This window comes from Kitasatospora sp. NPDC059577, from assembly GCF_042735475.1.
GTDB lineage: Bacteria > Actinomycetota > Actinomycetes > Streptomycetales > Streptomycetaceae > Kitasatospora.
In genome coordinates, this window is sequence record NZ_JBHWBZ010000008.1 from 152,976 (window position 1) to 176,115 (window position 23,140).

A 23,140-nucleotide genomic window follows, 5' to 3' on the forward strand; every position below is an offset into this window, starting at 1 on the left:
GCCCCCCGCCCCCCGCGCGCCCCCCCCCCGGCCGCCGGCCCCCCGCCCCCCCCTTCCGTGCGCCCGGGGGGCGCGGACTACCAGCCGCGCTCGCGCCACTCGTCGAGGTGCGGGCGCTCGGCGCCGACGGTGGTGTCGTTGCCGTGGCCGGGGTAGATCCAGGCCTCGTCCGGGAGGGCGTCGAAGATCTTCTCGTTGACGTCCCGGAAGAGGCTCGTGAAGGCCTCCGGGTCGCCCCAGGTGTTGCCGACTCCGCCGGGGAACAGGCAGTCCCCGGTGAAGACGTGCGGGTGGCCCTGCGGGTCGTCGTAGATCAGCACGATCGCGCCCGGGGTGTGCCCGACCAGGTGGCGGACGGTGAGTTCGACGTCGCCGACGCGCAGCGTGGCGCCGTCGGCGAGCAGCAGTTCGGTGGGCACGTCGATGCCCTCGGCGTCGTGCTCGCCGGCGGCCGTGCGGGCGCCGGTGGTGGCGACCACCTCGGCCAGCGCGCCCCAGTGGTCGTGGTGCCGGTGGGTGGTGACCACGGTTTCGAGGTCGTCCCCGACGGTCTCCAGCAGCACCGGGGCGTCGGCGGCCGCGTCGATCAGCAGCTGCTCGTCGGTGGCCCGGCAGCGCAGCAGGTAGGCGTTGTTGTCGTACGGGCCGACGGCCACCTTGGTGATGATCAGGTGGGCCAGCTCGCGCACGTCCGGCGGTCCGCCGACCTTGACCGCTCCGTGGTACGTCATCCGTTCGCTCCCTCTCCAGTGGCTCCTGGGATCATCGTCCCGCCCTCAGCCCATCGGGGGAAGCGGGGGGAGGGCGGTGTCGGGGGTGCGGCGCAGGTCGGTGCCGGCGGAGCGGCCCGAGAGCCAGGCGGTGAGCGCTCGGACGGGGCCCCGGACCGCCAGGGCGGGCTCGCCGGTGCCGATCACGGCGCGGTCCCCGGTGTCCTCGGCGACGAGTTCGACGGCAGGCAGGTCGGCGCCGGCCAGGCCCGCGGCGAGCTTGCGGAACTGGGCGGTGGCGAAGGACCGCGGCCAGTGCGCGGGGGTGTGGCCGGCGTCCAGGTCGACGTGGTGGTACTCGACCTCCAGCAGGCGCTTGTGCGGAATGTCGGAGGCCGGGAAGACGTAGCCGAAGCGGTGCCTGACCGACGCCTCCCAGGCCTCGGGCGTCATCAGCGCGGCGGCCTCGGCGAAGCGGGCGTGCGAGGCGCGCAGGTCGGCGAGGTGGACGTCGAGCGGGCGGGGGGCGTCGCGTTCGATGTCCGCGTCGCGGGCCTCGTGGCCGGCGTACTGCGGGATGTCGGTGCCGGTGCGGGCGCCGTTCAGCAGGTTGACCAGGGAGTCGGCGTTGCGGGCGAGGTGGGCCAGCACGTGGCCGCGGGTCCAGCCGGGGAGCGCGGAGGGCTCGCCGACTGCGTCCGGCTTCAGCGCGGCGGCGGTCTGCAGCAGGCGCTGGGTGCTCTCCTCGACCTGGCCGAGCCAGGCGGCGGCGGAGGCGGCGGACTGCGGGTCGGTCATCGAATCTGCCTTCTGTCGGGAGACGGCGCGTTGCCCGCGCGGGGCTTCGCTCGTTGACCAGGCCGACGCTACCGCCGGATCCGGGCCCTGAGCAGCGGGTTTTTCGGTACCCGCACGGTGCGGGTGCGGACCGTCCCGCTCCGGGCCTCACTCGTTCGGGTGGTCTCCACTGGACAGAGTCGAGATTCGAACGTCTGAGCTATAGGCTGGCTGCCGCATCCTGGAAGAAGTACCGAATCTCACCGCAAGCCCTCTCGCCCCGGAGAAAGGCGCCAGAAGCAGTGGCCGACCGCCTCATCGTCCGCGGTGCTCGCGAGCACAACCTCAAGAACGTCTCGCTCGACCTGCCCCGCGACTCCCTCATCGTCTTCACGGGCCTCTCCGGCTCCGGCAAGTCCTCGCTCGCCTTCGACACGATCTTCGCCGAGGGCCAGCGCCGCTACGTCGAGTCGCTGTCCTCCTACGCCCGTCAGTTCCTCGGGCAGATGGACAAGCCCGACGTGGACTTCATCGAGGGCCTCTCCCCGGCCGTCTCGATCGACCAGAAGTCCACCAACCGCAACCCCCGTTCGACCGTCGGCACCATCACCGAGGTCTACGACTACCTGCGCCTGCTGTTCGCCCGGATCGGCAAGCCCCACTGTCCGCACTGCGGCCGCCCGATCGCCAAGCAGTCGCCGCAGGCGGTCGTGGACAAGGTGCTCGAACTCGCTGAGGGCACCCGGTTCCAGGTGCTCAGCCCGGTGGTGCGCGAGCGCAAGGGCGAGTTCGTCGACCTCTTCGCCGACCTGCAGTCCAAGGGCTACTCCCGGGCCCGGGTGGACGGCGAGACGATCCAGCTCGCCGAGCCGCCGAAGCTCAAGAAGCAGGAGAAGCACACCGTCGAGGTGGTCATCGACCGCCTGACCGTCAAGGAGAGCGCCAAGCGGCGCCTCACCGATTCGGTGGAGACGGCCCTGCGGCTGTCCAGCGGCATGGTCGTGCTCGACTTCGTGGACCTCCCCGAGGGGGACGCGGAGCGCGAGCGGATGTACTCCGAGCACCTCTACTGCCCGTACGACGACGTGTCGTTCGAGGAGCTGGAGCCGCGCTCCTTCTCCTTCAACTCGCCGTTCGGCGCCTGCCCGGACTGCTCGGGCCTGGGCAACCGGATGGAGGTCGACCCGGAGCTGGTCGTGCCGGACGTCGAGCGCTCGCTGGACGAGGGCGCGATCCACCCGTGGTCGGCCGGGCACGCCAAGGAGTACTTCCAGCGCCTGATCGACGCGCTCGCCGGGGAGCTGGGCTTCCGCACCGACATCCCCTGGGCCGGGCTGCCCGCCCGCGCCAAGAAGGCGCTGATGTACGGGCACAAGCACCAGGTGGAGGTCCGCTACCGCAACCGCTTCGGTCGCGAGCGCTCCTACAGCACGGGCTTCGAGGGCGCCGTCCCGTTCATCCAGCGCCGGCACACCGAGGCGGAGAGCGACAGCAGCCGCGAGCGCTTCGAGGGCTACATGCGCGAGGTGCCCTGCCCGACGTGCCAGGGCACCCGGCTCAAGCCGGTGGTGCTCGCGGTCACCGTCCAGGACAAGTCGATCGCCGACGTCTCCTCGATGTCGATCAGCGACTGCTCCGAGTTCCTCGGCGCGATGAAGCTCAACGCCCGGGACAAGCAGATCGCCGAGCGGGTCCTCAAGGAGGTCAACGAGCGGCTGCGCTTCCTGGTCGACGTCGGCCTGGACTACCTCTCGCTCGACCGGGCGGCCGGCACCCTGTCCGGCGGCGAGGCCCAGCGCATCCGGCTGGCCACCCAGATCGGCTCCGGCCTGGTCGGCGTGCTCTACGTGCTGGACGAGCCGTCCATCGGCCTGCACCAGCGGGACAACCACCGGCTGATCGAGACGCTGGTGCGGCTGCGCGACATCGGCAACACCCTGATCGTGGTCGAGCACGACGAGGACACCATCAAGACCGCGGACTGGGTGGTCGACATCGGCCCGGGCGCCGGCGAGCACGGCGGCAAGGTGGTGCACTCCGGTTCGCTGAAGCAGCTGCTCGCCAACAAGGAGTCGCTGACCGGCCAGTACCTCTCCGGCAAGCGGTCCATCCCGATCCCGGCCACCCGCCGCGAGCGGGACAAGAAGCGCCAGCTGACGGTCCACGGCGCCCGCGAGCACAACCTCAAGGACGTCACGGTCGGCTTCCCGCTCGGCACCTTCACCGCGATCACCGGCGTCTCCGGCTCCGGCAAGTCGACGCTGGTCAACGACATCCTCTACACCCACCTCGCGCGGGAGCTGAACGGCGCCCGCAGCGTGCCCGGCCGGCACACCCGGATCACCGGCACCGACCAGGTGGACAAGGTGGTGCACGTCGACCAGTCGCCGATCGGCCGCACGCCGCGCTCCAACCCGGCCACCTACACCGGGGTGTTCGACCACGTCCGCCGGCTCTTCGCCGAGACGCAGGAGGCCAAGGTCCGCGGCTACCTGCCCGGCCGGTTCTCGTTCAACGTCAAGGGCGGCCGCTGCGAGAACTGCTCCGGCGACGGCACCATCAAGATCGAGATGAACTTCCTGCCGGACGTCTACGTGCCGTGCGAGGTCTGCCACGGCGCCCGGTACAACCGGGAGACGCTGGAGGTGCACTACAAGGGCAAGTCCATCGCCGAGGTGCTGGACATGCCGATCGAGGAGGCGCTGGACTTCTTCGAGGCCGTCCCGGCGATCGCCCGGCACCTCAGGACGCTCAACGACGTCGGCCTCGGCTACGTCCGGCTCGGCCAGTCCGCGCCGACGCTCTCCGGTGGCGAGGCGCAGCGCGTCAAGCTCGCCTCGGAGCTGCAGAAGCGCTCCACCGGGCGGACGGTCTACGTCCTGGACGAGCCGACCACCGGCCTCCACTTCGAGGACATCAGCAAGCTGATCAAGGTGCTCAGCGGGCTGGTGGACAAGGGCAACACGGTGATCGTCATCGAGCACAACCTCGATGTGATCAAGACCGCCGACTGGGTCGTCGACATGGGCCCCGAGGGCGGCTCCGGCGGCGGCACGGTGGTCGCCGAGGGCACCCCCGAGCAGATCGCCGCCGTCCCGGAGAGCCACACCGGCAAGTTCCTGCGGGACATCCTGCCGGACGGCTTCGCGGACGCCCCGGTGGCCGCGGTGGCGAAGAAGGCGGCACCGCGCAAGCGCGCCGCCGCAAAGAAGTGACCGGCCGCCCCGCCCCCCCCGCAGCTCCCGCCGTCCGGGAGCCCAGGGGGCGGCGGGGCGCGCGCGGCATAGACTTCCGTGGTCCCTCGCAGCAGCAGCAACCGTAGGAGCGCACCGATGTCCGAGGCCCCCGAGAGCAGCCCCACCGCCTCCCGCCGCACCCTGCTCTGCGGCGCGGCGGCCGTCCTGGCGGCCGGTGGCACCGTGGCGGTCTCCGGCTGCGGCTCCTCCACCTCCTCCTCGGGCGCCGGCAGCACCCCCAAGGGCCCGGTGGACCTCGGCCCGGCCTCGGCCGTGCCCGAGGGCGGCGGCACGGTGTTCCGCGAGCAGAAGATCGTGGTGACCCAGCCGGCCGCGGGCCAGTACAAGGCGTTCAGCGCCAAGTGCACCCACGCCGGCTGCATCGTGGACCAGGTGAAGAACCAGCAGATCCAGTGCCCCTGCCACGGCAGCCGGTTCGGCATCGCCGACGGCGCCGTGCAGGACGGCCCGGCCCCCTCCCCGCTGCCCGCCTACACCGTCACGGTCGAGGGCGGGAACCTCAAGGTGACCCCGAGCTGAAGCAGTTGACCTCCCAGTCGATCATCCTCCCGCAGCCCCGTCCCCACTCGGTACGGTGGACCCATGGCTGACCCGAGCACCTACCGCCCGGCGCCCGGCGCGATCCCGGCCTCCCCGGGCGTCTACAAGTTCCGCGACGCCCACGGCCGGGTCATCTACGTCGGCAAGGCCAAGAGCCTGCGGCCGCGCCTGTCGTCCTACTTCCAGGACCTGGCGGGCCTGCACCCGCGCACCGCGACCATGGTCACCACCGCCGCCTCGGTGGAGTGGACCGTGGTGGGTACCGAGGTCGAGGCGCTCCAGCTGGAGTACTCCTGGATCAAGGAGTTCGACCCGCGGTTCAACGTCAAGTACCGCGACGACAAGAGCTATCCGGAACTCGCCGTCACCCTCGACGAGGAGTTCCCGCGGGTCCAGGTGATGCGCGGGGCGCACAAGAAGGGCGTGCGCTACTTCGGCCCGTACGGGCACGCCTGGGCGATCCGCGAGACGGTCGACCTGATGCTGCGCGTCTTCCCCGTCCGCACCTGCTCCAACGGGGTGTTCAAGCGCGCCCGGCAGGTCGGCCGGCCCTGCCTGCTCGGCTACATCGGCAAGTGCGCCGCGCCCTGCGTCGGCAAGGTGTCGGCGGTCGAACACCGGGCACTGGCCGAGGACTTCTGCGACTTCATGGCCGGGCGCACCGGCAACTACCTGCGCCGGCTGGAAGAGGAGATGCAGGAGGCCGCGGCCGACCTGGAGTACGAGAAGGCGGCCCGGCTGCGCGACGACATCGGCGCCCTCAAGCGCGCGATGGAGAAGAACGCGATCGTGCTCGCCGACGCCACCGACGCCGACCTGCTGGCCGTCGCCGAGGACGAACTCGAAGCCGCCGTGCAGATCTTCCACGTCCGCGGCGGCCGGGTGCGCGGCCAGCGCGGCTGGGTCACCGACAAGGTCGAGGACGTCGACACCGCCGGCCTGGTCGAGCACGCCCTGCAGCAGCTCTACGGCGGCGGCGAGTCCGTCCCGCGCGAGGTGCTGGTCCCGGCGCTGCCCGAACCGGTCGAGCCGGTGCGGGAGTGGCTGGCCGGCCTGCGCGGCAGCCAGGTCGACCTGCGGATCCCGCAGCGCGGCGACAAGAAGGACCTGATGGCCACGGTGCAGCGCAACGCCCAGCAGGCGCTCGCACTGCACAAGACCAAGCGCGCCTCCGACCTCACCACCCGCAGCCGCGCCCTGCAGGAGATCGCCGACGCGCTGGAGCTGGACTCCGTCCCGCTGCGCATCGAGTGCTACGACATCTCCCACCTGCAGGGCGAGGACGTGGTCGCCTCCATGGTCGTCTTCGAGGACGGCCTGGCCCGCAAGAGCGAGTACCGGCGCTTCCAGATCAAGGGTTTCGAGGGCCAGGACGACGTCCGCTCGATGCACGAGGTGATCGGCCGCCGCTTCCGCCGCTACCTCCGGGAGCGCGAGCAGACCGGCGAGTGGGCCGTCCCGGAGGCGGAGGACCCGGACACGGCCGGGCCCGGCGGCGCGGCGCGGGACGAGGAGGGTCGCCCCAAGCGGTTCGCCTACCCGCCGCAGCTCCTGGTGGTCGACGGCGGCCAGCCGCAGGTCGCCGCCGCCAAGCGCGCCCTGGACGAACTCGGCATCGACGACGTCGCGCTGTGCGGCCTGGCCAAGCGGCTGGAGGAGGTCTGGCTGCCGGGCGAGGACGACCCGGTGGTGCTGCCCCGCTCCAGCGAGGGCCTCTACCTGCTCCAGCGGGTGCGCGACGAGGCCCACCGCTTCGCGATCGGCTACCAGCGCAGCAAGCGTTCCAAGCGACTCACCGCCGGGGAACTGGACTCCGTCCCGGGCCTCGGCGAGACTCGCCGCCAGGCGCTGCTCAAGCACTTCGGCTCGCTGAAGAAGCTCCGGGCCGCCACCGTGGACGAGCTCTGCGCGGTACCCGGCATCGGACGCCGCACCGCGGAGACTGTTGCGGCGGCGTTGTCGTCCCGTACACCCGCCGCACCCGCGGTCAACACCGCGACCGGCGAGATCATCGAGGACGGGGCCGAACAGGCCGCCGAGCCGGTGGCAGCAGCACCCCAGACCGCACCATCCCAGGAGACGCCATGACGGCCGACGCCGCCCGTCAGCCGGTGTGCCCCGGCCCCGCCCGCCTGCCCGGGCCGGGGAAGGGCGGCCGCGCCGTGCGCGTTCTCCCCAGTAGGAAGACCGAGAGCGGGGAACCGAAGTGACCGTGTCAGACGTGGCCGAGAACGCGCCGGAGCTGGTGATCATCTCCGGCATGTCCGGAGCCGGCCGCTCCACCGCCGCCAAGTGCCTGGAGGACCTCGGCTGGTTCGTGGTGGACAACCTGCCGCCGGCCCTGATCCCGACCATGGTCGACCTGGGCGCCCGGTCCCAGGGCAACGTCGCCCGGATCGGCGTGGTCGTCGACGTCCGGGGCCGCCAGTTCTTCGACGACCTGCTCACCTCGCTGGACGAGCTGGAGAAGCGCGGAGTCCGGCTCCGGGTCGTCTTCCTGGACTCCTCCGACGAGGCGCTGGTGCGCCGCTTCGAGAGCGTCCGCCGCCCGCACCCGCTGCAGGCCGACGGCCGGATCGTGGACGGCATCGCCCAGGAGCGCGACCTGCTGCGCGACCTGCGCGGCGAGGCCGACCTGGTGATCGACACCTCCAACCTCAACGTGCACCAGCTGCGCGCCAAGCTGGACGCCCAGTTCGCCGACCACGACGAACCCGAGCTGCGCGCCACGGTGATGTCCTTCGGCTTCAAGTACGGCCTGCCGGTCGACGCCGACCTCGTGGTGGACTGCCGCTTCCTGCCGAACCCGCACTGGGTGCCCGAGCTGCGCGCCCGCACCGGCACCGACGCGGACGTCGCCGACTACGTGTTCCAGCAGCCCGGGGCCAACGAGTTCCTGGACGGTTACACCGAGCTGCTGCGCATCGTGACCGAGGGGTACCGGCGCGAGGGGAAGCGCTACATGACGCTTGCCGTAGGCTGCACCGGTGGCAAGCACCGAAGCGTCGCCATGTCCGAGCGTCTGACCAAGCGTCTCATCGCCGACGGAGTCGAGACGGTGCTCGTCCACCGTGACATGGGACGGGAGTAACCGCCGCCTTCCCTGCCGGGCCCGCCGGCAGAGCCGGTGGCGGGGCCGAGGAACGCGAGGTGATGTGTGGCGGGATATGTGCCCGGGCGACAGCCGCAGAGCAGGACCGGTGACCGGGTGGGAAGCCCGGCCCGGCCCCCGGCGCCGAGCCGTCCGCGCAGCAGTCCCGCCCGGACGAACCCGGCCCCCCGGATCACCGCGCTGGGGGGCGGGCAGGGGCTGTCCGCCTCGCTGTCCGCGCTGCGCCGCCTCACCAGCGACCTGACCGCCGTGGTCACCGTCGCCGACGACGGCGGCTCCAGCGGGCGGCTGCGGACCGAGCTGGGCGTGCTGCCGCCGGGCGACCTGCGCAAGGCGCTGGCCGCGCTGTGCGGGGACGACGACTGGGGCCGCACCTGGTCCGAGGTGATCCAGCAGCGCTTCACCGGCAACGGGGAACTCGGCGGCCACGCCGTCGGCAACCTGCTGATCGTCGCGCTCTGGGAGAAGCTGGGCGACCCGGTGGAGGCACTGGACTGGGTCGGCCGGCTGCTCAACGTCCAGGGCCGGGTACTGCCGATGTCGGCGGTGCCGCTGGACATCGAGGCGACCGTCCGCGGTCACGACCCGGACCTGCCCGGCGAGGTGTCGGCGGTCCGCGGCCAGGCGAACGTCGCGGTGACCCCCGGCACCGTGCAGTCGATCCGGCTGCTGCCGGACGGGCCGCCGGCCGTCCCGGAGGCGGTGACCGCCGTCCGGGAGGCGGACTGGGTGGTGCTCGGCCCCGGCTCCTGGTTCACCAGCGTGCTGCCGCACCTGCTGGTGCCCGAGCTGGCCAAGGCGCTCACCGAGACCCGCGCCCGCCGTCTGCTCACCCTGAACCTGGCTCCCCAGCCCGGCGAGACCGAGGGCTTCACCCCGCAGCGTCACCTGGAGGTCATCGCCGACCACGCCCCGGAGCTCGCGGTGGATGCGATCCTGGTGGACGAGCGCGCCGTCACCGGCGGCGCCTTCGGCCAGGCGGACCTCGCCGGTCTGGAGAAGGCCGCGGAGCGGATGGGCGCCGCCCTGGTGCTCGGCTCGGTGGCCCGCACCGACGGCACGCCGCGACACGACCCCGAGCTGTTGGCAGCAGCGTACGACCGGATTTTCCGGACACATGGAAGGATCGGGCCATGGCGATGACTCCAGCGGTGAAGGACGAGATCAGCCGGCTCCCGGTCACCCGGGCCTGCTGCCGCAAGGCGGAGGTGTCGGCGATCCTGCGGTTCGCGGGCGGACTGCACATCGTGAGCGGCCGCATCGTGATCGAGGCGGAGCTGGACACCGGGGCGGCGGCACGGCGGCTGCGCAAGGACCTCCTGGAGATCTTCGGGCACTCCTCCGACCTCGTGGTGATGGCCCCCGGCGGGCTGCGCCGCGGCAGCCGCTTCGTGGTCCGCGTGGTCAAGGACGGCGAGCTGCTCGCGCGCCAGACCGGTCTGGTCGACGGCCGCGGGCGCCCGATCCGCGGCCTGCCCCCGGCGGTCGTCTCCGGCGCCACCTGCGACGCCGAGGCGGCCTGGCGCGGCGCGTTCCTCGCGCACGGCTCGCTGACCGAGCCGGGCCGCTCCTCCTCGCTGGAGATCACGTGCCCCGGTTCCGAGGCGGCGCTGGCGCTGGTCGGCGCGGCCCGCCGACTCGGCATCCCGGCCAAGGCCCGCGAGGTGCGCGGCGTGGACCGGGTGGTCATCCGCGACGGTGACGCCATCGGCGCGCTGCTGACCCGCCTCGGCGCCCACGAGTCGGTGCTCGCCTGGGAGGAGCGCCGGATGCGGCGCGAGGTGCGGGCCACCGCGAACCGGCTCGCCAACTTCGACGACGCCAACCTGCGCCGCTCGGCCCGCGCCGCGGTGGCGGCCGGCGCCCGGGTGCAGCGCGCGCTGGAGATCCTCGGCGAGGAGGTGCCCGAGCACCTGGCCGCGGCCGGCCAGCTGCGGATGCAGCACAAGCAGGCCTCGCTGGAGGAGTTGGGCGCGCTCGCCGACCCGCCGCTGACCAAGGACGCGGTGGCCGGCCGGATCCGCCGCCTGCTGGCGATGGCCGACAAGCGCGCCTCCGAGCTCGGCCTGCCGAGCACCGAGGCCAGCCTGACCGACGAGATGGCGATGAACTGACGCTCACCGTCCGTGATCGAGACACGGCCGGCGCCCGGCTCCCCGGGCGCCGGCCGTCGCCGTTTCCGGACGTCCCCGGCGCACCCGAATTGGTAGAGACCACTGGCCCGTGACCAACTGCCCGACGGACCAAGGGCGGACGGCCTGAAATCGGGTTTGGGGCACGCCACGCCCAGTCTCAGCAGGCGGCGCGATGTGCCCTCCCAGGCCCGGGAGGGGTAGGGTCATAGGCGGTCGGGGACTTCCCAAATCTCACCCCCGTCGGGCTCCGGCCCGGCGTACCTAACGAGGAGATCGGTTCGTGACGATCCGGGTAGGCATCAACGGCTTCGGCCGCATCGGCCGCAACTTCTTCCGCGCGGTCAAGGCCCAGGGCGCGGACATCGAGATCGTCGGTGTCAACGACCTCACCGACACGAAGACCCTGGCTCACCTGCTCAAGTACGACACCACCCTGGGTACCCTCCAGGCCGAGGTCTCGCACACCGAGGACAGCATCACCGTCGACGGCCACACCTTCAAGGTGACCGCCGAGCGTGACCCGGCCAACCTCCCGTGGGCCGCCCTGGGCGCCGACATCGTCGTCGAGTCCACCGGCATCTTCACCAAGGCGGAGGCTGCGAAGAAGCACCTCACCGCCGGTGCCAAGAAGGTCATCATCTCGGCCCCCGCCACCGACGAGGACGTCACCATCGTCCTGGGTGTCAACGACGAGAAGTACGACGCCGCCAACCACCACGTCATCTCCAACGCCTCCTGCACCACCAACTGCGTGGCGCCGATGGCGAAGGTGCTGAACGAGAGCTTCGGCATCGTCAAGGGTCTGATGACCACCGTCCACGCGTTCACCAACGACCAGGTGACCCTGGACTTCCCGCACAAGGACCTGCGCCGTGCTCGTGCGGCCTCGCAGAACATCATCCCGACCTCGACCGGTGCCGCCAAGGCGACCGCCCTGGTCCTGCCGGAGCTGAAGGGCAAGCTGGACGGCACCTCGCTGCGCGTCCCGGTCCCGACCGGTTCCATCACGGACCTGGTCGTCACGCTGGAGCGCGAGGTCACCAAGGACGAGGTCAACGCGGCCTTCCAGAAGGCCGCGCAGGAGGGCCCGCTCAAGGGCATCCTGGCCTACACCGAGGACCCGATCGTCTCCTCGGACATCGTCAACGACCCGGCCTCGTGCATCTTCGACAGCCAGCTCACCATGGTCCAGGGCAACCAGGTCAAGGTGCTCGGCTGGTACGACAACGAGTGGGGCTACTCGAACCGCGTCGTCGACCTGGTCACCCTCGTCGGTGGGCAGCTCTGACGCGGTGGGAGCTGACGTGATGTAGGGGCGAGGGCCCGGACGGCGCACCATGCCGACCGGGCCCTCGCTCCGCGCTCAAGGACTTCTCAGGCGGCCCCTGCGCCGTGCCGCCTCTGCGCATCGACCATCTCCCCAGGAGTAACCGAATCCCCGTGAAGACCATCGAAGAGCTCATCGAAGCCGGTGTCGCAGGCAAGCGCGTGTTCGTGCGCGCCGACCTGAACGTGCCGCTGGACGGCGAGACGATCACCGACGACGGCCGGATCCGCGCCGTCGCCCCGACCATCGCCAAGCTGGCGGAGGCCGGCGCGAAGGTCGTCGTCGCCTCGCACCTCGGCCGCCCCAAGGGCGCGCCGGACCCGCAGTTCTCCCTCGCGCCGGCGGCCAAGCGGCTCGGCGAGATCCTCGGCAAGGACGTCGCCTTCGCCACCGACACCGTCGGCGACAGCGCCGTGGCGACCGTCGCCGCGCTGGGCGACGGCGAGGTCGCGCTGCTGGAGAACCTGCGCTTCAACGCCGGTGAGACCAGCAAGGACGACGCCGAGCGCCGCGCCTTCGCCGAGCAGCTCGCCGCGCTGGCCGACCTGTACGTCGGTGACGGCTTCGGCGCCGTGCACCGCAAGCACGCCTCGGTGTTCGACCTGCCGGGGCTCCTGCCGCACGCCGCGGGCGACCTGATCGCCACCGAGGTCGGCGTGCTGAAGAAGCTGACCGACGAGGTGCGGCGCCCCTACGTCGTGGTGCTCGGCGGCGCCAAGGTGTCCGACAAGCTCGGCGTGATCGACAACCTGCTGAAGAAGGCCGACCGGATCCTGATCGGCGGCGGCATGGCGTACACCTTCCTCAAGGCCAAGGGCCACGAGGTCGGCATCTCGCTGCTGCAGGCCGACCAGATCCCGGTCTGCCTGGAGTACCTGGCCGAGGCCGAGAAGCGGGGCGTCGAGTTCGTCCTGCCGGTCGACGTCCTGGTCTCCGCCGAGTTCCCGGACCTCAAGGGGAAGACCCCGGCGAACCCGGACCTCGTCGCCGCGGACGCGATCCCGGCCGACAAGGAGGGCCTGGACATCGGCCCGAAGACCCGCGAGCTGTACGCGGCCAAGCTGGCCGACGCCGGCACGGTGTTCTGGAACGGCCCGATGGGCGTTTTCGAGCACCCGGACTACGCGAACGGCACCAAGGCCGTCGCGCAGGGCCTGCTGGACAGCGACGCGTTCACCGTGGTCGGCGGCGGCGACTCCGCCGCGGCCGTCCGCATCCTGGGCTTCGACGAGAACGCCTTCGGACACATCTCGACCGGCGGCGGCGCGAGCCTCGAGTACCTGGAGGGCAAGACCCTTCCCGGTCTCGCCGCTCTGGAGGACTGAAGAACATGACCGACCGTCTCCCGCTCATGGCGGGCAACTGGAAGATGAACCTCAACCACCTTGAGGCCATCCAGCACACCCAGAAGCTGGCGTTCGCGCTGGCCGACAAGGACTACGAGGCCGTCGAGGTCGCCGTCCTGGTGCCGTTCACCGACCTGCGTTCGGTGCAGACCCTGGTCTTCGGCGACAAGCTGAAGATCAAGTACGGCTCGCAGGACATCTCGCAGCACGACGGCGGGGCCTACACGGGCGAGGTCTCCGGCCCGATGCTGGCCAAGCTCCAGTGCACCTACGCGGTGATCGGCCACTCGGAGCGCCGGCAGTACCACGGCGAGAACGAGGAGATCGTCAACGCCAAGGTGAAGGCCGCCTACCGCGCCGGGATCACCCCGATCCTGTGCATCGGCGAGCCGCTGGACGTCCGCAAGGCGGGCACCCACGTCGAGCACACCCTGGCCCAGCTGGACGGCGCCCTCGCGGACGTCCCGGCCGACCAGGCCGAGTCGATCGTGGTCGCCTACGAGCCGGTCTGGGCGATCGGCACCGGCGAGGTGGCCACCCCGGAGGACGCGCAGGAGGTCTGCGCCGCCATCCGCAAGCGGATCGCCGAGCTGTACGACGCCGAGCTGGCCGGCAAGGTCCGCGTGCTGTACGGCGGTTCGGTGAAGTCGTCGAGCGCGGCCGGCCTGATGGCCAAGCCCGACATCGACGGTGGCCTGATCGGCGGTGCCTCGCTGGACGCCGACGAGTTCGTCAAGATCGTGCGCTACCGTGAGCAGGCAGTAGGCTAACGCCGCCGCAGCAACGTAGGCTTTGGGGCCGGACCGCCGTACGCGGCCCGGCCCCTTCGCCGAAGATACGAGAGAGTTGGTCCCGTCGTGGTTCTCGGGTTCTCGATTGCCCTGATCATCTTCAGTCTGCTGATGATCCTCCTGGTGCTGCTGCACAAGGGGAAGGGCGGCGGCCTGTCGGACATGTTCGGTGGTGGCGCGATGTCCACCGGCGGCGGCTCGGCGGTGGCCGAGCGCAACCTGGACCGCATCACCATCGTGGTCGGCCTGGGCTGGTTCGCCAGCATCATCGTGCTCAGCCTGCTGCTGAAGTACAAGAGCTGACACAAGCCTGACGCCCCGTCGCCCGAGCGCCTATCCTGGGACGGTCGGGTGCGGAGGCGGTGGTGGCGGAGGCTTAACTCCTGCTTACACTAGGACGACTTTCGCCACCGACGCGCACCGCGGCGGGTCGGCGCACCAGTACGCAGGGAGTCAGACCGTGGCAAGTGGCAATGCCATTCGTGGCAGCAGGGTTGGGGCCGGCCCGATGGGCGAGGCGGAGCGCGGCGAGTCCGCCCCGCGCAACCGGATCTCCTTCTGGTGCGCCAACAAGCACGAGACCCGGCCCAGCTTCGCCGCCGAAGCGGCGATCCCGGACACCTGGGACTGCCCGCGCTGCGGCTTCCCGGCGGGGCAGGACCAGCACAACCCGCCGGCGCCCTCGCGCAACGAGCCGTACAAGACCCACCTCGCCTACGTCCGTGAGCGGCGCACCGACGCCGACGGCGAGGCGATCCTGGCCGAGGCGCTGGCGAAGCTGCGCGGCGAGATCTGAGTCGACCGGACAACCGAGAAGGGCGCCACCGTCGAGTGACGATGGCGCCCTTCGGCGTTGCCCGGGAACCCCTAGGCCGAGGCCGGCGGGTAGAGCTGCGGCGGGATCCGCTCCGCGGCGGCACGGTCCAGCAGCATCAGCGTGCGGCTGCGACCGTACGCGCCGGAGGCGGGCGCCTGGATCTCGCCGGGGCCGGACAGGGCCAGCGCGACCGCGCCCGCCTTGTCCTCGCCGGCGGCCAGCAGCCAGACCTCACGGGCGGCCCGGATGGCCGGGAGGGTGAGCGAGACCCGGGTCGGCGGGGGCTTGGGGGCCCCGCGCACGCCGATCACGGTCAGCTCCCGCTCCCGAACGCCCGGGTGCTCGGGGAACAGCGAGGCGACGTGGGTGTCCGGGCCGACGCCGAGCAGCAGCACGTCGAACGCGGGGACGCCGAGCCGGTCGCCCGGCCCGGCCGCCTTCCTCAGCTCCTCCGCGTAGCGGGCCGCGGCGGCCTCCACGTCCGAGCCGTCCACCCCGTCCGAGGCGGGCATCTCGTGCACCCGCGCCGGGTCGAGCGGGACGGCGTCCAGCAGCTCCGCGCGGGCCTGGACGGCGTTGCGGTCCGGGTCGGCGGCGGACACGAAGCGCTCGTCGCCCCACCAGAGGTCCAGCCGGCCCCAGTCGACCGCGTCGCGCGCCGGGGAGGCGGCGATCGCGGCCAGCAGGGCGTTGCCGTTGCGGCCGCCGGTGAGCACCACCGAGGCGGTGCCGCGGGCGGCCTGGGCGTCCACGATCCGGGTGATCAGCCGGGCCGCGGCCGCCTGGGCCATCAGCTCCTTGTCCCGGTGGACGACCAGCTGCGGGGTCGCGTTGGTCATGCGCCTTCCTTGGTCCCGCGCTTGCCGGCGGCCTTCTTCGCGGCCTTCTTCTCCGACCCGTCGGCGGTGACCGTCTCCGCGTCGGGGGCGGTCACCGCGGCGACCGCCTCGGAGGCCTCCCGGGCGACCCGCTCGGCCGCCGCCGTCTCGGCGTTGGCCGGTTCGTGCAGGCGGTCGACGGGCGTGCGCACGGCCGTCGCGTAGATGTCGTCCGGGTCCAGGCGGCGCAGTTCCTCGGAGATCAGCTCCGAGGTCTCGCGCCGCTTGAGCGCAACCTGGCGGTCCGGCGAACCGGGCATGGAGAGCGTGCCCATCAGACCGTCCGGGCGGTCCAGGGTGATCTCCCCCTCCTTGGTGCGCAGGTGCACCGCGGTGATGCCGGGGCCGCCGGTGACGACCCGCTCGACCGGCACGTGCAGCCGGTTGGTCAGCCACAGGCCGAGCAGCTCGACGCTGGGGTTGTAGGACTCGCCCTCGACCACGGCGGAGACTATCTGGGACGGCCGCTGGTCCAGCGCGGCCGCCAGCATCGAGCGCCAGCCGGTGATCCGGGTCCAGGCCAGGTCGGTGTCGCCCGGGGTGTAGCTCTGGGCCCGCTGGGCGAGCTGGCCGACCGGGGACTCGGCGGTGACGGCGTCGGTGATCCGGCGCTGGGCGAGCGAGCCCAGCGGGTCCTGCGCCGGGTGGAGCGGCGCGTTGTCCGGCCACCAGACCACGACCGGGGCGTCCGGCAGCAGCAGCGGCAGGACGACCGACTGGGCGTGCGCGGCGAGTTCGCCGTGCATGCGCAGGACGACGGTCTCGCCGGAGCCGGCGTCCGAGCCGACCAGGATCTCGGCGTCCAGCCGGGTCTCGGCGCGGGCCCGGGGCGAGCGCCCGGCGCGCTTGATCACCGCGAGGGTGCGCATCGGGTGCTCGCGGGAGGCGTCGTTGGCGGCCTTGAGGGCGTCGTAGGCGCTGCCCTCGTCGGTCACGATCACCAGGGTGAGCACCATGCCGGCGGCGGTGGAGCCGCTGGCCCGGCGCGCCTCCATGAGCGCGGCGTTGATCTTGCTGGACGTCGTGTTGGTGAGGTCGATCTTCATGGCCGGCGCCAGCTCCTGCCGTCTCGTGCAAGCATCTCGTCCGCCTCGACGGGACCCCAGGTCCCCGCCGCGTACTGGGCGGGCTTGCCGTGGGTGTCCCAGTACTTCTCGATCGGGTCGAGGATCTGCCAGGAGAGCTCGACCTCCTGGTGGCGCGGGAACAGGTTGGCGTCGCCGAGCAGCACGTCGAGGATGAGCCGCTCGTACGCCTCCGGGCTGGACTCCGTGAAGGACTCGCCGTAGGCGAAGTCCATCGTGACGTCCCGGACCTCGAAGGAGGTGCCCGGCACCTTGGAGCCGAACCGCACCGTCACGCCCTCGTCCGGCTGGACCCGGATGACCAGGGCGTTCTGCCCCAGCTCCTCGGTCGCGTAGGAGTCGAAGGGCAGGTACGGGGCGCGCTGGAAGACGACCGCGATCTCGGTCACCCGGCGGCCCAGGCGCTTGCCGGTCCGCAGGTAGAACGGGACGCCCGCCCAGCGGCGGTTGTTGATCTCCAGCTTGATGGCCGCGTAGGTGTCGGTCTTGGAGTCGGGGTTGATCCCGTCCTCGTCCAGGTACCCGGGGACCTCCTCGCCGCCCTGCCAGCCGGAGGCGTACTGGCCGCGCACGGTGTGCCGGCCGAGGTCGGCCGGGAGCTTCACGGCGCTGAGCACCTTGAGCTTCTCGGCGACCAGCGCCTTCGGGTGGAAGGAGGCCGGCTCCTCGATGGCGGTGAGCGCCATCAGCTGGAGCAGGTGGTTCTGGATGACGTCGCGGGCGGAGCCGATCCCGTCGTAGTAGCCGGCCCGGCCGCCGATGCCGATGTCCTCGGCCATGGTGATCTGCACGTGGTCGACGTACGACCGGTTCCAGATCGGCTCGAACATCTGGTTGGCGAAGCGCAGCGCCAGGATGTTCTGGACCGTCTCCTTGCCCAGGTAGTGGTCGATCCGGAAGACCTCGTCCCGGGGGAAGACCTCGTGGACGACCTTGTTGAGCTCCTGGGCGCTCTCCAGGTCGTGGCCGAAGGGCTTCTCGATGACGGCGCGGCGCCAGGAGCCTTGCGGCGGGTCGGCCAGCCCGTGCTTCTTGAGCTGCTGGACGACGGTCGGGAAGAACTTCGGCGGGACGGACAGGTAGAAGGCGAAGTTGCCGCCGGTGCCCTGGGCCTTGTCCAGCTCCACGATGGTCTCGCGCAGCTTGTCGAAGGCGTCGTCGTCGTCGAAGGTGCCGTGGACGAAGCGCATGCCCTTGGCGAGCTGCTGCCAGACCTCCTCCCGGAACGGGGTGCGGGCGTGGTCCCGGACGGCGTCGTGGACCTCCTTGGCGAAGTCCTCGTCGTCCCACTCGCGGCGGGCGAAGCCGACGAGGGAGAAGCCCGGCGGAAGCAGACCGCGGTTGGCCAGGTCGTAGATGGCCGGCATCAGCTTCTTGCGGGACAGGTCGCCGGTGACCCCGAAGATGACCAGACCGGACGGCCCCGCGATGCGCGGGAGCCGTCGGTCGGAGGGGTCACGAAGCGGGTTGACGGGGGCGGGCGGGAGGTCGTCCGCGTCCGATTCCGAAGTCAACTCTGGGAAATCAGTGCTCACTTGATGGGCTCCGCTTTCGTGCGCTGGCTGTGAGCGGGGGTCACTTCTCGTCGGCGAAGGAGGCGAGCGAGGCGGTGACGGTGTCGAGCAGCTCGTTCCAGGACTGCTCGAACTTCTCGACGCCCTCGTCCTCCAGCACCTGGACCACGTCGTCGTAGTCGACGCCGGCGGCGGCGATCGCGTCGAGCACGGCCTTGGCGTCGGCGTAGTTGGGGACGATGGTGTTGCCGGTGACCACGCCGTGGTCGCCGGTGGCGTCCAGGGTGGCCTCGGGCATGGTGTTGACCGTGCCGGGGGCGACCAGCTCGGTGACGTACAGGGTGTCCGGCAGGGCCGGGTCCTTGACGCCGGTGGAGGCCCACAGCGGACGCTGCGGCTTGGCGCCGGCGGCCTCCAGGGCGGTCCAGCGGGCGTTGCCGGCGGTCTTGCCGTCGACGCTGCCGAAGACCTCCTCGTACGCCTGGTAGGCGAGGCGGGCGTTGGCCAGGGCGGCCTTGGACCGCAGGTTCCTGGCGTCGCCGCCGACCTTGTCCAGGCGCTTGTCGATCTCGGTGTCCACGCGGGAGACGAAGAAGGAGGCGACCGACTCGATCTGGGAGAGGTCCAGGCCCTTGGCCTTGGCGGTCTCCAGACCGGTCAGGTAGGCGTCGATGACGGCCTTGTAGCGCTCCAGCGAGAAGATCAGCGTGACGTTGACGCTGATGCCCTTGCCGATGACCTCGCTGATCGCGGGCAGGCCGGCCTTGGTGGCGGGGATCTTGATGAAGACGTTCGGGCGGTCGACCAGCCACCACAGCTGCTTGGCCTCGGCCACCGTGGTGGCGGTCTCGTGCGCCAGGCGCGGGTCGACCTCGATGGAGACCCGGCCGTCGCGGCCGTTGGAGGCGTCGTAGACCGGGCGCAGCACGTCGGCCGCGTCGCGCACGTCGGAGGTGGTGATCATGCGGATCGCCTCGTCGGTGGTGACCTTGCGGACGGCCAGGTCGCGCAGCTGGCTGTCGTAGGAGTCGTCGCCGCTGCCGGCGATGGCCTTCTGGAAGATGGTCGGGTTGGTGGTGACACCCACCACGTGCTTGTTCTGCACCAGTTCGGCCAGGTTGCCGGAGTTCAGCCGCTTGCGGCTGAGGTCGTCCAGCCAGATCGCAACGCCTTCGTCGCTGAGGCGCTTCAGTGCGTCAGTCATGGTGCTTCAGTCCCTTGTTCTTCTGCTTCGTGGGGTAGGCGGAGGGGCCGCGCGCGCCCCCGGGGGGGGGGGGGGGCGCCCCGCCGGGGGGGGGGGGGGGCGCCCCGGCCCCGGACGGCTAGCGGTTGACGGCTTCGAGGGAGCGCAGGGCGTTGTGGGCCTCGGCCACCACGCGCTCGGCGGTGATGCCGAACTCCTCGAAGAGCACCTTGTAGTCGGCGGAGGCGCCGAAGTGCTCCAGCGAGACGATCCGGCCGTGGTCGCCGACCAGCTCGCGCCAGCCCTGGGCGATGCCGGCCTCGACCGACACCCGGGCCTTGACCGACGGCGGCAGCACGCTGTCGCGGTAGGCCTGGTCCTGCTCCTGGAACCACTCGAAGGACGGCAGCGAGACCACGCGGGTCGCGATGCCCTCGGCCTCCAGGACCTCGCGGGCCTTGACGGCCAGCTGGACCTCGGAGCCGGTGCCGAGCAGGATCACCTGCGGGTCGCCGGTGGAGGCCTCGGCCAGGACGTAACCGCCCTTCGCGGTGCCCTCGGCGGAGCCGAAGACCTCGCGGTCGAAGGTCGGGACGCCCTGGCGGGTGAGGGCCAGGCCGACCGGGCCGGGGTGGCTGGTGTGGCGCTCGACGATCGTGCGCCAGGCGACGGCGGTCTCGTTGGCGTCGGCCGGGCGGACCATGGCCAGGCCCGGGATGGCGCGCAGCGAGGCCAGGTGCTCGACCGGCTGGTGGGTCGGGCCGTCCTCGCCCAGGCCGATCGAGTCGTGCGTCCACACGTAGGTGACCGGCAGCTTCATCAGCGCGGCCAGGCGGACGGCCGGGCGCATGTAGTCGGCGAAGACCAGGAAGGTGCCGCCGTACACGCGGGTCCTGCCGTGCAGGGCGATGCCGTTCATGGTCGAGCCCATGGCGTGCTCGCGGATGCCGAAGTGGATGGTGCGGCCGTACGGGCTCGCAGACTTCAGCGGGTTGCCCTCGGGGAGGAAGGAGCTGTCCTCGTCGATGGTGGTCAGGTTGGACTCGGCGAGGTCGGCCGAGCCGCCCCACAGCTCCGGGATGACCGCGCCGATCGCCTTGAGGGTGTCGCCGGAGGCCTTGCGGGTGGCGACGTCCTTGCCGGCCGGGAAGGAGGGGACGGACTTCTTCCAGCCCTCGGGCAGCTCGCCGGCCGTGATCCGGTCGAAGTCGGCGGCGCGCTGCGGGTGGGCGGCGCGCCAGGCCTCGAAGGTCTGCTGCCACTGGTCGCGGTCGGCCTTGCCGCGCTTGATGACCAGGCGGGCGTGCTGGATGACCTGGTCGCTGACCTCGAAGGTCTTCTCCGGGTCGAAGCCCAGGACCTTCTTGGTGGCGGCGATCTCGGCGCCGCCGAGCGCGGAGCCGTGGGCCTTGGCGGTGTTCTGGGCGTCCGGGGCCGGCCAGGCGATGATGGTGCGCATCGCGATCATCGACGGGCGGGAGGTCTCGGCCTTGGCCGCGGCCAGCGCGTCGGCGAGGGCGGCCACGTCGATGTCGCCGTTGGACTTCGGGGTGACCCGCTGGACGTGCCAGCCGTACGCCTCGTAGCGCTTGAGGACGTCCTCGGAGAAGGCCGTCTCGGTGTCGCCCTCGATCGAGATGTGGTTGTCGTCGTAGAGCGCGACCAGGTTGCCCAGCTGCTGGTGGCCGGCCAGCGAGGACGCCTCGGCGGAGATGCCCTCCTCCAGGTCGCCGTCGGAGACGATGGCCCAGATCGTGTGGTCGAAGGGGGACTCGCCGGCCGGGGCCTCGGGGTCGAAGAGGCCGCGCTCGTAGCGGGCGGCCATCGCCATGCCGACCGCGTTGGCGATGCCCTGGCCGAGCGGACCGGTGGTGGTCTCCACGCCGGCCGTGTGGCCGTGCTCGGGGTGGCCGGGGGTGCGGCTGCCGGCGACGCGGAAGGCCTTGAGGTCGTCCAGCTCCAGGCCGTAGCCCGACAGGTACAGCTGGGTGTAGAGGGTCAGGCTGGTGTGCCCGGGGGAGAGGACGAAGCGGTCACGGCCGGCCCAGGCCGGGTCCGTCGGGTCGTGGCGCAGGAACCGCTGGAAGATCAGGTACGCGGCCGGGGCCAGCGACATGGCCGTCCCGGGGTGTCCGTTGCCGACCTTCTGGACAGCGTCCATCGCGAGGACTCGCGCGGTGTCAACCGTGCGCTCGTCCAGATCGGTCCACTCGAATGCGTTCGTCGGCGCAGTGCTCACCCTGTCTCAGGGCTCCTTCCATTGAAGAGTGACCCCGTGAATGGGGACCGGGTCGGCCACGGCGCTGTGGTCCCGACGCTGGGTGGTGCCGGTCACGGAGGGTAGATCCCGCTTCTGCGTGCGAGCCTACCGTCCGGGCCGGGGCTCACCCTCCGTGCTGAGACAACCGGGATTTCCGCATGGTGATTCCCACTAGGCCGGTCTGACTGGTTTTGCCCCAGGCTCTCCTGTTTCGTGCCGCTCCGCCGCCGGGGTGGTCGGGACGGGCTAGCGGGGACCGCCGGGGACGGTTCGTGGCTTCACCCAGTCGGTTCACCCGGGGGTGTGCGGTTCGGCCTCGCCGGGGGACCCCGGAGCCGGATGGGATATATGGAACGTCTATGGTGTCGTGGTACGCGCAGAGCGGACGATTTCGGGACCCTTCGTTCCTGGGGACGCCTGCGAGGATTCATCTTCAGTTGGGGTGTTAGTGACCGCCGTCGAAACCCGTCCCGCCGGGGTCACCGGGGCGACGCCTGCGCACCGGCCGATCGGGGCCCGTGTCGGCGCGTTCGTCGCACTGACCAAGCCCCGGATCATCGAGCTGCTGCTGATGAGCACCGTGCCGGTGATGTTCCTGGCCCAGCAGGGCGTGCCGAACATGCTGCTGGTGCTGAAGGTCGTGGTCGGCGGCTACCTCTCGGCGGGCGGCGCCAACGCCCTCAACATGTACATCGACCGCGACATCGACGCGATGATGACCCGCACCGAGCGGCGTCCGATCGTCACCGGGATGGTGTCGCCGCGCGAGGCGCTGGTGTTCGGCGTCGTGCTCGCGGTCGTGTCGACGCTGCTGCTGGGCTTCGGTGTCAACTGGCTCTCCGCCGGGCTGGCGCTGGGCGCGCTGCTGTTCTACGTGTTCGTCTACACGCTGGGGCTCAAGCGGCGCACCTCGCAGAACATCGTCTGGGGCGGCATCGCCGGCTGCATGCCGGTGTTGGTCGGCTGGTCCTCCGTCACGAACTCGGTGTCCTGGGCGGCCGTGATGCTCTTCCTGGTGGTGTTCTTCTGGACGCCGCCGCACACCTGGGTGCTGTCGATGAAGGTGCGCGACGACTACCTGCGGGCCGGCGTGCCGATGCTGCCGGTCGTCAAGGGCAACGTGGCGGTCGGCAAGCAGGTCGTCATCTACTCCTGGGTGATGGTCGCCGTCTCGCTGGCGGTGTGGCCGCTCGGGCACATGAGCTGGCTGTACCCCGTCGCCGCGGTGCTGCTGGGCGGGGCCTGGCTGCGCGAGGCGCACGCGCTGTACGCGCGGGCCAAGGCCGGGATCGTGGGCGCCAAGCTCAAGGAGATGCGGCTGTTCCACTGGTCGATCACCTACCTGTCGCTGCTGATGGTGGTCTGCGCGGTCGACCCGTTCGTGAAGTAAGAGGTACGTGCGCGAGAG

The 23,140-nt window shown here is 71.4% G+C and carries 19 protein-coding genes; 12 read left to right on the plus strand and 7 right to left on the minus strand.

Annotated features, from left to right (window positions below):
* Positions 1-77: 77 nt before the first annotated feature.
* Positions 78-731: an MBL fold metallo-hydrolase gene (locus ACFV0O_RS10415; RefSeq protein WP_380339049.1), complete on the minus strand. Its 654-nt coding sequence runs from the start codon at positions 729-731 to the stop codon at positions 78-80.
* Between the two features lie 45 nt (positions 732-776).
* Positions 777-1,508 (minus strand): maleylpyruvate isomerase family mycothiol-dependent enzyme, encoded by a 732-nt coding sequence (locus tag ACFV0O_RS10420; protein WP_380339051.1) that lies wholly within the window; start codon positions 1,506-1,508, stop codon positions 777-779.
* Positions 1,509-1,789: 281 nt separating this feature from the next.
* Here ACFV0O_RS10420 and uvrA point away from each other — a divergent pair, with 281 nt between their 5' ends.
* From uvrA to ACFV0O_RS10475, 11 genes are all read left to right on the plus strand, one after another.
* Positions 1,790-4,702, plus strand: coding sequence for an excinuclease ABC subunit UvrA (gene uvrA, locus ACFV0O_RS10425; protein ID WP_380339054.1), 2,913 nt, complete (start codon positions 1,790-1,792; stop codon positions 4,700-4,702).
* 117 nt (positions 4,703-4,819) lie between these two features.
* On the plus strand, positions 4,820-5,263 hold the full coding sequence (locus tag ACFV0O_RS10430; protein ID WP_380339057.1) for a Rieske (2Fe-2S) protein: 444 nt from the start codon (positions 4,820-4,822) through the stop codon (positions 5,261-5,263).
* Positions 5,264-5,326: 63 nt separating this feature from the next.
* A complete protein-coding gene (gene uvrC / locus ACFV0O_RS10435) occupies positions 5,327-7,372 on the plus strand; it encodes an excinuclease ABC subunit UvrC (RefSeq protein WP_380339059.1) in 2,046 nt (681 codons plus the stop codon).
* 118 nt (positions 7,373-7,490) lie between these two features.
* Positions 7,491-8,375 carry an RNase adapter RapZ gene (gene rapZ, locus ACFV0O_RS10440; RefSeq protein ID WP_363572339.1) on the plus strand — a complete coding sequence of 295 codons (885 nt, stop codon included), beginning with the start codon at positions 7,491-7,493 and terminating at the stop codon, positions 8,373-8,375.
* A gap of 66 nt (positions 8,376-8,441) precedes the next feature.
* Positions 8,442-9,539, plus strand: coding sequence for a uridine diphosphate-N-acetylglucosamine-binding protein YvcK (gene yvcK, locus ACFV0O_RS10445; protein ID WP_380339063.1), 1,098 nt, complete (start codon positions 8,442-8,444; stop codon positions 9,537-9,539).
* Positions 9,530-10,510 carry a DNA-binding protein WhiA gene (gene whiA / locus ACFV0O_RS10450; RefSeq protein ID WP_030238424.1) on the plus strand — a complete coding sequence of 327 codons (981 nt, stop codon included), beginning with the start codon at positions 9,530-9,532 and terminating at the stop codon, positions 10,508-10,510. Before yvcK ends, whiA begins: the two co-directional genes overlap by 10 nt.
* Positions 10,511-10,811: 301 nt before the next feature.
* Entirely contained in the window at positions 10,812-11,819 is a 1,008-nt protein-coding gene (gene gap, locus ACFV0O_RS10455; protein WP_360255886.1) for a type I glyceraldehyde-3-phosphate dehydrogenase, read from the plus strand.
* A 152-nt stretch (positions 11,820-11,971) separates the two neighbouring features.
* Positions 11,972-13,183: a phosphoglycerate kinase gene (locus ACFV0O_RS10460; protein ID WP_380339066.1), complete on the plus strand. Its 1,212-nt coding sequence runs from the start codon at positions 11,972-11,974 to the stop codon at positions 13,181-13,183.
* 5 nt (positions 13,184-13,188) lie between these two features.
* Positions 13,189-13,974 carry a triose-phosphate isomerase gene (gene tpiA, locus ACFV0O_RS10465; RefSeq protein WP_360255882.1) on the plus strand — a complete coding sequence of 262 codons (786 nt, stop codon included), beginning with the start codon at positions 13,189-13,191 and terminating at the stop codon, positions 13,972-13,974.
* 87 nt (positions 13,975-14,061) lie between these two features.
* A complete protein-coding gene (gene secG / locus ACFV0O_RS10470; RefSeq protein ID WP_189916417.1) occupies positions 14,062-14,298 on the plus strand; it encodes a preprotein translocase subunit SecG in 237 nt (78 codons plus the stop codon).
* A 205-nt stretch (positions 14,299-14,503) separates the two neighbouring features.
* A complete protein-coding gene (locus ACFV0O_RS10475; RefSeq protein ID WP_030238413.1) occupies positions 14,504-14,791 on the plus strand; it encodes an RNA polymerase-binding protein RbpA in 288 nt (95 codons plus the stop codon).
* Positions 14,792-14,862: 71 nt separating this feature from the next.
* On the opposite strand, the gene pgl is transcribed toward ACFV0O_RS10475, so the two are convergent.
* The 5 genes from pgl to tkt all read right to left on the minus strand — a co-directional run bounded on the left by pgl (position 14,863) and on the right by tkt (position 21,711).
* Positions 14,863-15,651 (minus strand): 6-phosphogluconolactonase, encoded by a 789-nt coding sequence (pgl, locus tag ACFV0O_RS10480; protein ID WP_380339068.1) that lies wholly within the window; start codon positions 15,649-15,651, stop codon positions 14,863-14,865.
* Positions 15,648-16,736 (minus strand): glucose-6-phosphate dehydrogenase assembly protein OpcA, encoded by a 1,089-nt coding sequence (gene opcA / locus ACFV0O_RS10485; RefSeq protein WP_380339071.1) that lies wholly within the window; start codon positions 16,734-16,736, stop codon positions 15,648-15,650. Before opcA ends, pgl begins: the two co-directional genes overlap by 4 nt.
* Positions 16,733-18,289, minus strand: a complete 1,557-nt coding sequence (gene zwf, locus ACFV0O_RS10490; RefSeq protein ID WP_360256020.1) for a glucose-6-phosphate dehydrogenase — start codon at positions 18,287-18,289, stop codon at positions 16,733-16,735. Before zwf ends, opcA begins: the two co-directional genes overlap by 4 nt.
* A gap of 61 nt (positions 18,290-18,350) precedes the next feature.
* Positions 18,351-19,493, minus strand: coding sequence for a transaldolase (gene tal, locus ACFV0O_RS10495; RefSeq protein WP_360255876.1), 1,143 nt, complete (start codon positions 19,491-19,493; stop codon positions 18,351-18,353).
* Between the two features lie 118 nt (positions 19,494-19,611).
* On the minus strand, positions 19,612-21,711 hold the full coding sequence (tkt, locus tag ACFV0O_RS10500) for a transketolase (RefSeq protein ID WP_380339075.1): 2,100 nt from the start codon (positions 21,709-21,711) through the stop codon (positions 19,612-19,614).
* A gap of 463 nt (positions 21,712-22,174) precedes the next feature.
* On the opposite strand from tkt, the gene ACFV0O_RS10505 reads away from it, so the two are divergent.
* Positions 22,175-23,122 carry a heme o synthase gene (locus tag ACFV0O_RS10505; RefSeq protein WP_380339077.1) on the plus strand — a complete coding sequence of 316 codons (948 nt, stop codon included), beginning with the start codon at positions 22,175-22,177 and terminating at the stop codon, positions 23,120-23,122.
* The last annotated feature ends 18 nt before the right edge of the window (positions 23,123-23,140 follow it).